The sequence below is a fragment of the Microbulbifer maximicatervae (SeqCode) genome (assembly GCF_052467825.1).
Window position 1 is genome coordinate 655,745 of record NZ_CP174327.1, and the last position, 14,885, is coordinate 670,629.

Sequence of the window (14,885 nt, forward strand, 5' to 3'; positions counted from 1 at the left end):
CAACTGTGACTTATTGGTATCCAGGGACCTATGCACCCGAAAGCTCAAAATTCAGTATCCACTACCGAGGCCGTCAGCCCCTTTAAAGCGGGATTTTTACGGCAATTAACCCACACCCTGATTCTCGCCTCGGCCCTGGCGAGCGGCGCCGCAAGTGCCAACGACTGGGATAAGGTCGAAGGGCCCAGTGCACAGACACCATCGAGTATTGGCACCTACACCAATGGCTGCCTGAGTGGCGGGGAGACCCTGCCATTGAGGGGAGAGGGCTATCAGTTGGTGAGGACTGGCCGCGATCGACATTTTGCCCATCCCCAGACCATTAACTTCCTGAAGGAGTTTTCCCAGAGCGTGGCGCAGAAAGATCTGGGCAGAATCCAGATCGGTGACATGTCTATGGCTCGAGGGGGCCCTTTCGGCAGTGGTGGGCACAACAGCCACCAAACCGGCCTAGACGTAGACATCTGGTATTCCCAGGATCGGCGGGCCGCAGAGCGTCCCCTCACCCCGTGGGAGCGTGATAATATCTCTGCTGTTGCCTTGGCTGATGAGCGCAAACACCTCCTGATCCCTGAAAATTGGGACGACCGGGTTCCCAAAATCCTGCGCTTGGCCTCAGAGGACCAGCGGGTCGAACGAATTTTTGTACACCCGACCATCAAGCGCCACCTGTGCGAAATATCCGGCGAAGATAACGAGTGGCTGCGAAAAGTGCGCCCCTGGTGGGGGCACAATTACCATTTTCATGTGCGCCTGGCCTGCCCAGAGGGAAGCACCAACTGTAAGCCCCAGGCACCAGTGACCACTGCAGCCTGTGGCAGTGACTTGGATTGGTGGTTTAGCGATGACTTCTATGCAATTCTCAATGGCGCTAAACCCCAGCCGAAACAGAAAAAGCCGAAACCAAAGACCTTGCCTCAACAGTGCGAACAGGTATTAACCGCACCTTCGGCAGGCACTACGACGGAATAATTTTATGATTAACACCTTGCTTATCTGCGGCGGTGGCGGCAGCGAGCACGACGTATCCCTCAGAACTGCTGATTTTATCGAGGACAAGTTGTCAGCGGCAGAGGACATCGCCCTATTGCGGGTGGAAATGGATAGCAGTGGCTGCCTTACCGACAGCCAGGGCCGGGTTTACCATATCTTTTACGATCGCAAAATTCGCGATGAAGAAGGTAACTCCTGGGATGTGGACTACGTAATTCCTGCAATTCACGGCTACCCGGGAGAAACCGGCGATTTGCAGTCGCAACTGGATATGTTCGGCATCCCCTATTTTGGCTCTGCACCTGAGCCCAGCAAAATCTGCTTTAACAAAATTAAAACCAAGATGTGGCTCAGTGCCCTGGGTATTGAAAACACACCTTACGAGTTTTTGCACAGCACTGAAATCGAGGAATTACAGAAAGCTCATGATGCCCTGGAGAACTGGGGTGAGGTATTTGTAAAAGCCTCCAATCAGGGATCTTCCGTAGGTTGCTTTAAGGTCCGTGACAAAGAAGAGTTAGAGGCCGCGATCGAGGACGCCTTTAAACTCTCCCCTTATGTGCTGATAGAAAAAGCATTGAAAGCCAGAGAGCTGGAAGTTGCGGTTTACCACTACAACGATGATGTGATCGCAACCCGCCCGGGAGAAGTACGCGCCCCAACAGATACTTTTTACACTTATAAGGAAAAGTATGCCGAGGGCAGCCGCGCGGTCACCTTTATCGAAGCTGCCGATCTTCACGAAGAACAGCTTCAATGGATAGCCGAAGTATCCCTGCGCACTTTCAAGGCCCTAAAGCTGAAGGATTTGTCCCGCATAGACTTTTTCCTGACAGAGACCGGCGAACTCTACCTCAATGAGGTCAATACTTTTCCCGGTATGACACCAAACTCCATGTTCCCCAAAATGATGGAAAACCACGGGCACAATTTCACCGAATACCTGGCAGGCCTGATCCGCTCTGCGGTATCTTCACCTAACGACAAGACATAATTAAAAGGGGCCTGTTGGCCCCTTTTCTTTTTTGCTCATTTCAATCCGACGGGCTAGTGCAACAACCACCCCTGTTGACGTCGCCGTGAAAACTGACCGCGCAGAAACTCCATCTGATCGCCGCGAATCCGCTCACTGTTAATCAGGGCAAGGTATTCGGCTGCATTGGGACAGAAGGGCAAGGCCAACAACTCCATATCGATATTTTCCAAAAGTTGATTGCCCTTATGCTGGTTACAGCGCCTGCAAGCCGCGACCACATTTTCCCAGGAATCAACTCCGCCTTTGGAAACAGGAATAACATGGTCCCGTGTCAAATCCACACTTTTAAAGAAATTACCGCAATAAAGACAAGTATGGGAATCGCGAAAAAACAGTGCTCGATTTGTTAGAGGTGGGCGCCGGCGCGGACGGGCCATACGTGCACCGCCACAGGCGATAATAGCGGCCAGATCGAGGCTGGAACGATCGCCATTGCGATTAAAGCCTCCTCTCACCCGCTGGACAACACCTCCCAGCGACCATGTAACCAGCTCCCGCACGTACAGACAGGATGCCTCTTGCCAACTCAGCCACTCCAGCGGTTGTCCCGCCAGATTTAAACGCAATATTCTCGCGTGCATAACCTCGCCTCCCCACAGTCGAATAGAACAAGGCAGCCCCGGAACTGTTTCCGTGTAATCACAATGGTTTTTATAAAGAAGAAAAAAGAAGTTTTGGAGTGACAGATCGAAGGGACTGGATGACGATGACAGAGGCTGGCGCAATTCGCAGCATTAGAAAAAACTGCCACCTTCGAAAGTAAAAGCTTGCTCCCAGACAAGATGGAGGAGTCTGAAAGCTTTTTTACCAACGAAAATACAGATGCCCACAGGCGTAGTTTTGCCTTGGGTAATACGGGCACTTCTGCTGGTAGATTACTGAATGCGCCACCCTCCGCCGGCCCATGGGTAATTTGGCCGGCCTATCAACATTAAAGCGGATAACTATTACAAATTCCAGACAGCGACATACCGCTGATGGAATAACAGCAAATTACAGAAGAAAGGTGTAAATTGTGGAAGCGTTGCAGGCAGGTTAAAGCAGAATGTAAAACACCGCCCAGGCAATCCGGCCCGGGCGGTGCGTCTCACAGGATGGTGCCCATATCCCTAGGGCGAGCGGCGCAATCCATTTATCCATTGCCGCAGTAGTGCAGTCCCTTTCGCGTCCTTGCAAGTTAATTATGGACATCAAGGGAGAAAAAAGTAGGGGAAATCTGCTGAATTTTGTGTAAGAGATATCTCACAAACTGAGTTACCTGTTACAAAAGGGAGGGAAGACAGGAAATTAATCCCGTGTTAACTATAGGGGTAAATAGATAAGCGCGGCAACTATAAACATCTTTATTTCAAGTTCAATCGATACCATGAAGAAAACGTTGAAATATACGCTAATATTTTTTATCGCCCTCGGAGCGGTGCTTTCTACCGCCTTAGCCACCTTTAAATCCAGCGTCAGTGTGCCTTGGCGCCAATTGGTCGGTGGTGTCAAAACAACAGAAAAAGAAGTGACAGGCCGGCTGACCGCAGCAGATGGATACTCGGTCCAGTTATTCGCAGGGGATGTTCCCGGCGCACGCTGGCTCACAGTGACCCGCAATGGAGACATCATCGTCTCCCAGCCCAAACATGGCAAAGTTTCACTTTTATTACAAGATAAAGACGGCGACGGCCGCAGTGACGGGCAAAAGACCCTTATTGATAATCTTCAACGGCCCCACGGATTATTGCTACACGACGGCTGGTTATATATTGCCGAAAGTGACGCAGTTGGACGGGTTCCCTTTGATCATTCCGATGGGCGACTCGCTGGGCGCTACCAGAGAATTATTGAAAATCTTGAGGACGATGGACACTGGACAAAAACTATTGATATGAGTCCCGATGGATGGCTTTTTCTCAGCAGTGGTTCCAGCTGCAACGTTTGTATTGAAAAAGATCCTCGCCGCGCAACCATCATGAGAATGAAACCAAACGGAGATAATTTTGAAATATACGCCACCGGCCTGCGTAATAGTGTGGGGTTCGATTGGTCTCCAAAAGATGGCGGACTTTACGCAACAGATAATGGCCGCGATTGGCTCGGCGACAACTTGCCGCCAGATGAGCTCAACCTGATTCGCAAAGACCAATTCTACGGATGGCCCTACGCTTACGGTGACCGGGTTCCCGATCCGGATCTTGGGGTGGATGCAAGCCCTGAAATCCAGCAAAAGATTGCTGACTCAATTCCTGCTGTGTACGAATTTCGCGCTCACAACGCGCCACTCGGGATTAAATTTTTGCGCAGTGTGGAACAGCCTAAGGATTATCGCCATGCAGCGCTGGTCGCCCTGCACGGCTCGTGGAACCGCAGCGTGAAAGATGGTTATAAAGTTGTCTCCCTGCACTGGAGTAACGACGGGGAAATTCAACAGAGGGATTTCCTGTGGGGGTTTCTCAGCGATGACCGCCAAACGGTTTACGGCCGCCCTGTCGCCATCGCCGAGGATAAACTGGGCAATATCTATATTTCCGATGACTACGCCGGTGCAGTTTATCGTGTAAGCCAAGGACCCCCTCGCCAAGCTGTATTGACAACACAGCAGCCACAACTGCAAAAAACATCCACGGCCAACGCGCTTTCAATAGATGCCGAGGTGGTTCAACTGGGCGCCCAGCTCTATCGGTCTAACGATTGTGCCCACTGCCATCAGGCCCAGTTTCCCCTGCGCAACCTGTCCGCTAAATACACAGCGCAGACCCTGGCTGACTACTTCGATGCCCCAACACCACCAATGCCTAATTACAACTTTACGGCGGTGCAGAAAAAAGCCCTGGCGCACTATCTTTTATCCCGGGAGTCGAGCCTCTAGGAATTGCACGCCTAAACGACACTGAGAAGAGGCTCCCGGATGAGGGGGCCATGGAATTGACCCCCGCAGCGCCAGCCGCTAAGGTTGCCCCGCAATTAAGAGGCGATGCTATGGCGGCAAAGAAAAAAACAGCAACTTTTGAAGAGAGTCTCGAGGCGTTAGAACAGCTGGTTGAGCGACTCGAAGGCGGAGATCTCCCATTGGAGGAGGCTCTCGCTGATTTCGAAAAGGGAGTGAAACTCACCCGGGAGTGCCAACAGAAGCTCGCCAAAGCCGAGCAGAAAGTGAAGCTGTTAATTGAAGAGAGCGGCAATATCCGCGAGCTCCCCTTTGATGCCGACGACAACTCCGGGGACCCAGTTTAAGTGAGTTCCGCAAACCTGCCAGAGGAGCTGAAAGCCTTTCTACAGGCCTCCTCCACACGCGTCGAAAGCCGAATCCAGCAGGCGCTCAACACCCCGATCGACGGCTCAGAAAAGCTGTTCGAAGCAATGCGCTATGCCGCACTGGGCCCCGGCAAACGCCTGCGCCCCGCTCTCGTCTACGCCTGTGCCCAGGTTTTTCGGGGTGTCGATTTTGACCTGGCCTATTGCGATAGCACAGCGGCGGCCCTGGAGTGCATTCACGCCTACTCCCTGGTCCACGACGACCTGCCGGCAATGGATGACGACGACCTTCGTCGAGGTCGCCCCACCTGTCATATCGCCTATGACGAAGCCACAGCCATTCTCGCCGGCGACGCACTGCAAACCCAGGCTTTCGAGTTGCTTCTCGCAGAACCGCTCGCGCCTCAATTGCAGTTACAACTTATGCGTGAGCTCGCCACTGCGGCGGGGGCCCGAGGTATGGTCGCCGGCCAGGCTATCGACCTGGACTCCGTTGACCAAACCCTGACCCTGGATCAGCTGGAGCCCATGCACCGCCTGAAGACCGGGGCTCTGATTTGTGCCAGCGCACGTATGGGCGCACTGCTGGGGGGTGCCAGCGAGAGGGAGCTGGAGGTTATTACCGGCTACGCCCAAGCTATTGGCCTGGCATTTCAGGTTCAGGACGATATTCTCGATATCACTGCTGAAACCGCGGTTCTGGGCAAAACCCAGGGCGCCGATGCCCTGCGCAACAAACCCACTTATGTCTCTCTGCTCGGCGTCGACGGCGCCCGGGACAAGCTGGCAAAACTGCACGCCCAGGCCTCCCAGGCACTGCAAAGTCTCGATGGCGATACCCTGCTACTGCAGCAGCTCGCAGACTATATCGTGCAGCGCGGACACTAAGTCACAGCCTTGCCTGTGGGGTTTGGGATGCAATATGCCCGCCACGGGCATACAATCCCCCTCAATATCACCATCTGTTGCAACTGATACATTTGATGCTCGAAGAAATTCCACGCACACGCCCGCAGACACCGCTACTCGACTCGATCGACGACCCGGCGCAGCTGCGCGCCCTCGATGAACGCCAATTGCCGGAACTCGCCAGCCAATTGCGTGAGTACCTGCTGTATTGTGTCGGCCAGACCGGCGGGCACTTTGGTGCCGGTCTCGGTGTGGTGGAACTGACCATCGCCCTGCATTACATATTCAATACCCCGGAGGACCGGCTGGTTTGGGATGTGGGCCACCAGACCTACCCCCATAAAATCCTCACCGGTCGCCGCGAACAGATGCTGTCCATGCGTCAGCAAGGGGGCCTGTCCGGCTTCCCCAAGCGCAGTGAGAGCCCCTACGATACCTTTGGTGTCGGTCACTCCAGCACTTCGATCAGCGCCGCCCTGGGTATGGCTCTGGGCTCCCCTGACGATCGCAAGGTAGTGGCGGTGATTGGCGATGGCGCCATGACGGCGGGAATGGCTTTCGAAGCCCTAAACCACGCCTCGCATACCGGCAAGGACATGTTGGTTGTTCTCAATGACAACAGTATGTCTATCTCAAAAAATGTCGGCGGCCTGGCTACCTATTTCGCCAAAATCCTGGCCAGTAAAACCTACCTGAACATGCGCGAGGGCAGCCGTAAGATACTGTCTGCCATCCCCAAAGCCTGGCAATTGGCGCGACGTACCGAAGAGCACGTCAAAGGCATGATCACACCGGGCACCCTGTTCGAAGAACTGGGTTTTAACTATGTAGGCCCCCTGGATGGCCACAACATGCACGACCTGGTCCACACCCTGCGCAACTTGCGCAGCCAGCCGGGCCCACAACTCCTGCATATTGCCACCACTAAGGGCAAAGGCTTCGGCCCTGCTGAAGAAGATCCAGTGGGCTACCACGCGCTGAACAAGCTGGAGCCAGAAGCCAAGGTGCAAGTGGCCGTACCCGGCAAGAAGAAACTGCCCAAGTACCAGGATATTTTTGGCCAGTGGCTGTGCGATGCCGCAGAACAGGACGAGCGCCTGGTCGCTATTACCCCGGCCATGTGCGAGGGTTCCGGTATGGTGGAGTTCTCCAAGCGCTTCCCGGACCGCTTCCACGACGTAGCCATTGCCGAACAGCACGCCGTCACTCTCGCTGCGGGCCTCGCCTGTGAAGACCAGAAGCCGGTAGTTGCTATTTATTCGACATTTTTACAGCGCGGCTACGACCAAATGGTGCACGATGTGGCAATCCAAAACCTGGATGTCACTTTCGCCATCGACCGCGCCGGCCTGGTGGGCGAAGACGGCCCCACGCACGCGGGTAGTTTTGACCTCACATTTATGCGCTGCCTGCCCTACCTGGCTATCGCCGCGCCCAGTGACGAAAACGAATGCCGCCAGCTGCTCTATACCGCCTACAAACACAACGGCCCCACTGCTGTGCGCTATCCGCGCGGAACCGGTATGGGTACCTCCATCAACAAGGAAATGGCAGAGCTACCGATCGGCAAGGGGCGCCTGTTGCGCCAGGGCAGTGGTGTAGCCATCCTCAGCTTCGGAACCTTACTCGGCCCCGCTATGGCCGCTGCAGAGCAGCTGGGAGCCTCCGTAGCCGATATGCGCTGGGTAAAACCCCTGGACGAGACAATGATCGATGAACTTGCCGAGAGTCACCAACTCTTAGTTACCATCGAAGAGAACACCATTGCTGGTGGTGCTGGCAGTGCCGTACTCGAATACCTCAATAGCACTGCGCGGTCGGTACCGGTGTTGCAACTGGGGCTTCCAGATCAAATTATTGAGCACGGCAAGCACAAAGACCTGCTGGCGGCCATCGGCCTCAATGCCTCCGGTATTGAGGAACAGATTCGCAGGCGCTTGCAACTGATCAATCACCAGGAGTTTGGCAGTCGCACAGCGGCAGCCAACTGACCCAGCCCGCCTTTGGCAGCCAGCTAATGCGGCTGGCTGCTCTTCAAATGCCCGGCAATAAATTGCCGGCAGTGGTAACAAACCACCCATTGACTAAATCCGGCCACTATTGGGGCCACACGTTTTCACTTGAGGGGATTATGTCGTTTATCAGAAAAGCCCTATTTACATCCCTGGGACTTGTTGTGAGCCTCAATGCCTCAGCGATGGACCAGGACACCTTCCGAAAAGCTTACAAATCCCTTCCTGAGAGCAGCGCCTCCGAGCGCCTCACCGCCCTGCAGGATTTACGCTATCGCTGGATCATGGAGAGTTATCCCAGCCAGGCAACCTACGAGGGCTATCCCGGGCAAAATCATCGCTGGGTGGATAACTCTCTTAAGTCTGTGGAACTGCGTCAAAAGCAGACCAGAATCCTTTTAGGGGCTGCACGTAATATCGATCAAAGCGATCTGCCAGCCGAACAGCAATTGGATTACCAACTGCTCTACCAGGATTTGTTGGGGGAAGTAAAAGGCTTCCAGTTCCCGGATCACCTGCAACCGCTTACCCATATGAGCGGCATCCAACGCAGTATACCGGAAGTGATCAACAGCATGCCCAAGCGCACTGCAACCGATTACGAAACAATAATCAGCCGTCTGGAAAGGTTGCCAATTCTGATTGAACAAACCCAGGGGCTGATGCGCCGGGGTCTGCGCAAAGGAGTCACACCACCACAAATCACCCTGCGCGACCTACCGCGTCAAATACGCGCACTGGTACCTGCCGCGCCGGAGCACAGTCCATTGCTGACTGCATTTAATCAAATGCCTGAGGCCATTCCAGCAACTAAGCGGAAAAGCCTGCAGCAACGCGCCTATGCCATTTACAGTAAACAACTGGTACCGGCCTGGCAGGGTATGGCTGAATTTGTTGAGCGAAAATATATTCCCGAGGCCCAGGTGGATACGGCTTTAACCAGCCGCCCCGACGGCCTGCGCTGGTACGCCCATAAAGTGGAAGAGAATACCACCACCGACCTCAGCCCCGAGGAGATTCACCGCATTGGGCTTGCGGAAGTGAAGCGAATTCGTGGGGAGATGGATAGAGTTATCCAGAAGACAGGCTTCCAGGGAGACTTCAAAGCATTCACCGAGTTTCTGCGTACCGACCCGCGCTTTTACCACACCAGCCGGGAGGGGTTACTGCGGGATTACCGCGATATTGCCAAGCGCATTGATGCAGAGCTGCCCGCTCTGTTCGGCACCTTGCCACGCCTACCCTATGGCGTGAAACCTATACCCAGTTATTCAGAACAATCCCAAACCACAGCTTATTATCTGCCCGGCTCCAACGAAGCTGGCCGTGCAGGTATCTTCTTTGCCAATACTTACAACCTGCCCAGCCGCCCGAAATGGGAAATGGAGGCGCTCACAGTGCACGAGGCGATGCCGGGTCACCACCTGCAAATTGCCCTGGCTCAAGAGCAAACTGATATTCACCCGCTGCGCCGTATGACTTTCTACACTGCATTTGTAGAGGGGTGGGGCCTTTACTCCGAGAGTCTTGGCTACGACCTGGGCCTGTATAAAAATCCCTACAGCGAGTTCGGTGCTCTCTCTTACGATATGTGGCGTGCAGTCCGTTTGGTAGTGGACACCGGTATGCATCAGCTGGGCTGGAGCCGCGAGGAAGCGATCGAATACTTTATGGAGAACAGCGCCAAACCGCTCCACGATGTGACCGTCGAGATAGACCGCTACTTAATTTGGCCCGGCCAAGCCCTGGCCTACAAGTTAGGGCAGCTCAAAATTAAAGAACTGCGCAAAGAGGCGGAGGAAACCCTGGATAGCAATTTCGACATTCGCAGTTTCCATGACGCTCTGTTGGGATCTGGAGCACTGCCACTGAATATTCTTGAAGAGCGTATGGACAACTGGCTGGAAAGCCAGGCCTCTGTATCTGTTCACATCGACATGCAGCAAGCTGAACAACCCGCCACCAGCTGACGATTTTTTGCGGCAGGAATTGCCTGCCCGTCTATTTATTCTCAATTTTCACCTACCTTTTGCAATGGAACACTGATCCATTGCAAAAGGGTTTTCTATCGGTGAACACTCACTACGACCTCGCCGTAATTGGGGGTGGCAATGCCGCTCTGTGCGCAGCTATAACTGCTGCCGAACTTGGGGCCAAGGTGATTATCCTGGAAACTGCCCCCAAGCCCTATCGAGGCGGCAATTCCCGCCACACCAGGGATATACGCTGTATGCACCGAGGCCCCCTGGGTCCACTGGAAGGTGATTACAGTGAAGACGAGTACTATGAAGACCTGCTAAAAGTTACCGGGGGTAAAACCAATGAGCAGTTAGCTCGGCTGGTTATACGCTCATCAGAAAAAGCGCTTCCCTGGATGCAAAAGCACGGCGTTCATTTCCAGCCGCCTCTGTCCGGCACACTATCCCTCACGCGCACAAATGCTTTTTTCCTTGGCGGCGGTAAGTCCCTGGTTAACGCCTATTACCGAACTGCAGGCAAATTAGGTGTTGATGTGCTGTATCGGGCACACGTTAAGCACCTGCAGCTAGAGGGCAATCATATTACTCGTGTCGACTATGTTTACGAGGGACAGCAATACCAAATTGAACCCAGGTCAGTTGTAGCAGCCTCCGGCGGATTCGAAGCCAATCTTGAGTGGTTGGAAAAAGCCTGGGGCCCAGCTGCTGAAAATTTCCTGATACGCGGAACACCTTATAACCGGGGTGTGGTCTTGGAAGATTTACTGGAGCAAGGCGTGCAGTCCGTCGGAGATCCCACCCAGTGCCATGCAGTGGCAATTGATGGGCGAGCGCCGAAGTTTGATGGGGGCATAGTAACCCGCCTGGATTGTGTCCCCTTTTCCATCGTCGTTAACAAGGAGGCCCAGCGCTTTTATGACGAGGGAGAAGATATTTGGCCCAAACGCTATGCCATCTGGGGCCGCCTTGTCGCACAACAGCCAGACCAGGTGGCTTTTGCAATTATCGACTCCAAGTCTTTAAAAATGTTTATGCCATCAGCATTTCCTCCGACCGAAGCGAACACCTTGGAGGAACTCGCGGAAAAAACCAGTTTACCCTCTGAAAAACTGATCGATACCATAGCAACCTTTAATGCTGCTTGTGGCAGTAGTGACGCTTTTCACCCCACCGAGCTGGATAGTGTCGCCACTACCGGCCTGACACCAGAAAAAACTAATTGGGCCCGCCCCATCAGCGAGCCACCATTTTACTGCTATAGCTTGCGCACCGGGGTTACCTTCACTTATCTGGCGCTCAAGATTGATGAGAATGCCCAGTGCAGCACTGCCACAGGGCCGGTAAAAAACTTGTGGGCTGCAGGAGAAACCATGGCCGGGTCAATCCTAAGTCAGGGATATCTGGCTGGGTTGGGTATGATGATCGGCACCGTTTTTGGGCGTATTGCTGGCAGGGAAGCCGCTAACTATGCAAATGGATAATTTGGAAGAGGCACGGCGGCAAGCAAAAATCTGTAATGCCTGTCGCTATTGCGAGGGCTACTGCGCCGTTTTTCCAGCACTTCAACTACACCGCTCTTTCTCAGAGGGAACCATCACCCAGTTGGCCAATCTCTGCCACAACTGCCGAGGTTGTTACTATGCCTGCCAGTATACCGATCCCCACGAATTCAATATTAATATTCCCCAAGTCATGGCCGAAGCGCGACAGAAAAGCTGGGAGACTTTTGCCTGGCCGGGAGGTATCGCTAGAATGTTCCAAAAACGCGGCAGTCTGATCGCCCTGGCTACTATCATCGGATTTGCCATCATCTTTTATGTAATAAGAGTATTGAAACCCAGTGGTGGTGAGGGCTTCTACGCAATTGTTTCTCACGCCACTATGACCAGTATTTTTTTACCGGCCTTTCTTTATCCGCTGTTTAGCCTGGGGATAAGTTTACGTCGCTACTGGAGGAAAATCGACGGGGAAAAAATTACCTGGGGTCAATTTAGAAGTGCATTAATTTCAGCAGGAAAACTAAAGAATCTATCCGGGGGCCACGGGGATGGATGTAACTTCGAAGAGGAAGACCGATTCAGCAACCAGCGACGATACGCACACCAAGCTGTTCTATACGGCTTCTTATTGTGCTTTGCAGCTACCTGTTCGGGCACAGTAATGTATTACTTTCTGAACATGCCAGGGCCATACTCGATTTTTTCTGTACCCAAATTACTTGGTATACCTGGTGGATTACTCATATTAGTGGGGTGTAGCAAGCTTATTCAGCTAAAGCTCAAGGCTGATCCAGAACTTGGCTCAGCAAGGGTTTGGAGCGGGGAGATGGGGTTTGTTGGCCTACTGTTATTCATCGCACTCAGCGGTCTATTACTTTTTTCCCTCGGGGGGACAGCCGCACTCCCCCTACTATTGGATTTACACTTGGGTGCAGTTCTCGCATTTTTTTTACTCACGCCCTACACTAAAATGGCTCATGGTTTTTATCGCATGGCAGCGTTGATTCGGGACGCTCAAATGAAATCCGAAAGCAAAAAGTAAGGCCTTATTACACTACCAATCAAAATTGATTCCAAAGTAAATTGAACGAGGCTCTCCAGGGAAATAGCGGCTACCACTAAAACTACTGTAATCCGCGCGCTCAGCATAGGCTTTATCGGTAATATTCAGTATTCGAGTAGAAATTTGATATTGTTTCCACTGCCAGGCCAAATGGAGGTTCAGTAAGTCATGTCCTGGATACCGATGAGCATTTTGAGGATCTGTAAAATAGCTACCCTGATGTAACCATTCAAGCTCCGCTGATACCAAAGAATTCGGGGACCAGTGAAGTCGATAATTACCAAAGGTCTTTGGCGCAGAATCTACAAGCTTTCCATCCAGTTCTACACCTTGCAACTCCCTTTGATCTGCATAGCGATGTTCTGCATAGCTGGTACTCACCTCTAGCCGTAAGCTTTCAGTGAATTCATAATCTACAGCCAACTCAACTCCCCAGTGCCGGGTTTTGCCATTGGACTGGTTAAAATAGTCGGCATCACGGAATATTACATTCTCCTTTTTCATCGTATAAGCCACCCACTCATATGACAAAGAGTCGCCTATTTTCCTCAGCCCTACTTCAAAGCTATTAATTTCCTCTGGATCCAGCTCTGCTACCGTCTGCTCTCGCTGTAATCGATATAACTCTGTCGCTTGGGGTACACGATAACCCTGGGCCAATTGAGTAAAGAGTTGTAGTTCATTACTTAACCATAATAGCGCTCCCAACTTGGGGGATATATTGTTAAAACTATCTTTTCGGTCATTTGGCCGACTAAACCGACAGCCTCCAAAGTCACAGGGTAATCCATTTTCATCTGTGCGCCCGGAAAGCATTTGATTGTCGTAGTCATAGTGTGCAGATTCAATTCTGACTCCCCCAGTGATTTCTAATTGATCATTAACCTTCCAGGTTGCCGATGCATAGGGGGCGACATTCCAAGCTACGACTTCATAATCGTAGTGCTTTCCCATTGGTATGGTTGCCTGCAGAAATTCAGAGCCCTCGGTAACACTCTCTTGGGCTTCCAGGAGATATCCTTTACTTAATTCAGTATCAATACCGGTTAGCAGATTAAGCTTTTCACCCAGCTCCAGATAATAACCGCTTCTTATCCCAACACTCTCCTGGCCATTTTCCTCCATTGGTTGCCCCGGTAAATAATGCTGCAGAAAACGCATGTCAGTTTTACGGAGGTAAGGAGCCAAATGTAGTTGACTAGTTTGATTCACAGGTATATCAATCAGAGAGTAAAATCTGAGAGAATTGGCATCTCGAAACGCCTCTGGATTAGGGTTGGTACGATTCGATCCACGATTGCGGTAAACTCCGTCACCCTCGAGGTAACCAGCCGTCTCCTGATTTAAGCTTGTCGCTACTAGACGAGTTCGAACTCTGCTATCACCGACCTGGTGGGTATACTGGATGCTAGCCTTTTGCTGGTCCAGTCCTGACTGATCCCTATATCCTCCATCAGTCATCAAATACAAATCGGCACTGATCACATCACCTTCACTACTGAGGCGATGATCTGCTGATACACCCAGTCGATAGTAATCGTGGGGCCCCGCTTCAGTGTTGAGAGATCCATTCTTTCCTTCTACAGGATCGCGGCTGATAACATTGATCAATCCATGCATTGCATTAGAGCCATAGAGGGTACCAGCAGGCCCTCTAACAACTTCGACATGCCGAGCTGTCTCGCTGAAGGATTCAAATAACTCATTGATATTACAAAATCCATTTGCTCTCAGTGGAATCCCATCTTCTGCTGTCAACAAACCACCACAGGCTCCTGCACCAGTCAGTACTGGAGAACGTAGGGCTGGCAGGTATTCCTGTCCATTCCCTCTTGCTAGGTTTGCTCCAGGTACACTCACCAGGCTTTGTTGAATATGGGTATTACCACTTTTTCTGAGTACATCATTATCTACAACAGAAATACTCTCCATCCGCTGTGAAATATCCTGTTCATATCTACCCGCAGTCACAACGATAGTTTCAATCTGAGTTTCACTGCTATGTGAAAAACTGATCGGAAGCAGAGCCAGTGCAATATAACCCAAAGTGATCTTATTTATGATCCTCAAGTCCACATCCCTATTCTTTAAAAGATAGAATATTTTATGTTGTGATCAGATAATATCAGAAAATCATATTCATAATCCTTATAA

11 protein-coding genes are annotated in these 14,885 nt (G+C 52.0%); 9 read left to right on the plus strand and 2 right to left on the minus strand.

Annotation, left to right across the window (positions count from 1 at the left end):
* Positions 1-30 precede the first annotated feature (30 nt).
* Entirely contained in the window at positions 31-972 is a 942-nt protein-coding gene (gene mepA / locus ACJJII_RS02900) for a penicillin-insensitive murein endopeptidase (RefSeq protein ID WP_444918213.1), read from the plus strand.
* 4 nt (positions 973-976) lie between these two features.
* Entirely contained in the window at positions 977-1,987 is a 1,011-nt protein-coding gene (locus ACJJII_RS02905; protein WP_444918214.1) for a D-alanine--D-alanine ligase, read from the plus strand.
* A 53-nt stretch (positions 1,988-2,040) separates the two neighbouring features.
* On the opposite strand, the gene ACJJII_RS02910 is transcribed toward ACJJII_RS02905, so the two are convergent.
* Positions 2,041-2,610, minus strand: coding sequence for an HNH endonuclease (locus ACJJII_RS02910; RefSeq protein WP_282931208.1), 570 nt, complete (start codon positions 2,608-2,610; stop codon positions 2,041-2,043).
* Between the two features lie 785 nt (positions 2,611-3,395).
* On the opposite strand from ACJJII_RS02910, the gene ACJJII_RS02915 reads away from it, so the two are divergent.
* The 7 genes from ACJJII_RS02915 (at position 3,396) to tcuB (ending at position 12,710) form a co-directional block, all read left to right on the plus strand.
* Positions 3,396-4,883, plus strand: coding sequence for a PQQ-dependent sugar dehydrogenase (locus ACJJII_RS02915; RefSeq protein ID WP_444918215.1), 1,488 nt, complete (start codon positions 3,396-3,398; stop codon positions 4,881-4,883).
* 50 nt (positions 4,884-4,933) lie between these two features.
* Positions 4,934-5,248, plus strand: coding sequence for an exodeoxyribonuclease VII small subunit (locus tag ACJJII_RS02920; protein ID WP_413663362.1), 315 nt, complete (start codon positions 4,934-4,936; stop codon positions 5,246-5,248).
* A 15-nt stretch (positions 5,249-5,263) separates the two neighbouring features.
* Positions 5,264-6,157: a polyprenyl synthetase family protein gene (locus ACJJII_RS02925; protein ID WP_444919253.1), complete on the plus strand. Its 894-nt coding sequence runs from the start codon at positions 5,264-5,266 to the stop codon at positions 6,155-6,157.
* Between the two features lie 95 nt (positions 6,158-6,252).
* Positions 6,253-8,169 (plus strand): 1-deoxy-D-xylulose-5-phosphate synthase, encoded by a 1,917-nt coding sequence (gene dxs / locus ACJJII_RS02930; protein ID WP_444918216.1) that lies wholly within the window; start codon positions 6,253-6,255, stop codon positions 8,167-8,169.
* Positions 8,170-8,309: 140 nt separating this feature from the next.
* Positions 8,310-10,160 carry a DUF885 domain-containing protein gene (locus tag ACJJII_RS02935; protein WP_444918217.1) on the plus strand — a complete coding sequence of 617 codons (1,851 nt, stop codon included), beginning with the start codon at positions 8,310-8,312 and terminating at the stop codon, positions 10,158-10,160.
* Positions 10,161-10,261: 101 nt separating this feature from the next.
* Positions 10,262-11,650 carry an FAD-dependent tricarballylate dehydrogenase TcuA gene (tcuA, locus tag ACJJII_RS02940; protein ID WP_444918218.1) on the plus strand — a complete coding sequence of 463 codons (1,389 nt, stop codon included), beginning with the start codon at positions 10,262-10,264 and terminating at the stop codon, positions 11,648-11,650.
* Positions 11,637-12,710, plus strand: a complete 1,074-nt coding sequence (gene tcuB / locus ACJJII_RS02945; protein ID WP_444918219.1) for a tricarballylate utilization 4Fe-4S protein TcuB — start codon at positions 11,637-11,639, stop codon at positions 12,708-12,710. Before tcuA ends, tcuB begins: the two co-directional genes overlap by 14 nt.
* A gap of 12 nt (positions 12,711-12,722) precedes the next feature.
* Here the strand turns inward: tcuB and ACJJII_RS02950 are convergent, their stop codons facing one another.
* Positions 12,723-14,801 carry a TonB-dependent receptor gene (locus ACJJII_RS02950; RefSeq protein WP_444918220.1) on the minus strand — a complete coding sequence of 693 codons (2,079 nt, stop codon included), beginning with the start codon at positions 14,799-14,801 and terminating at the stop codon, positions 12,723-12,725.
* Positions 14,802-14,885: the final 84 nt, after the last annotated feature.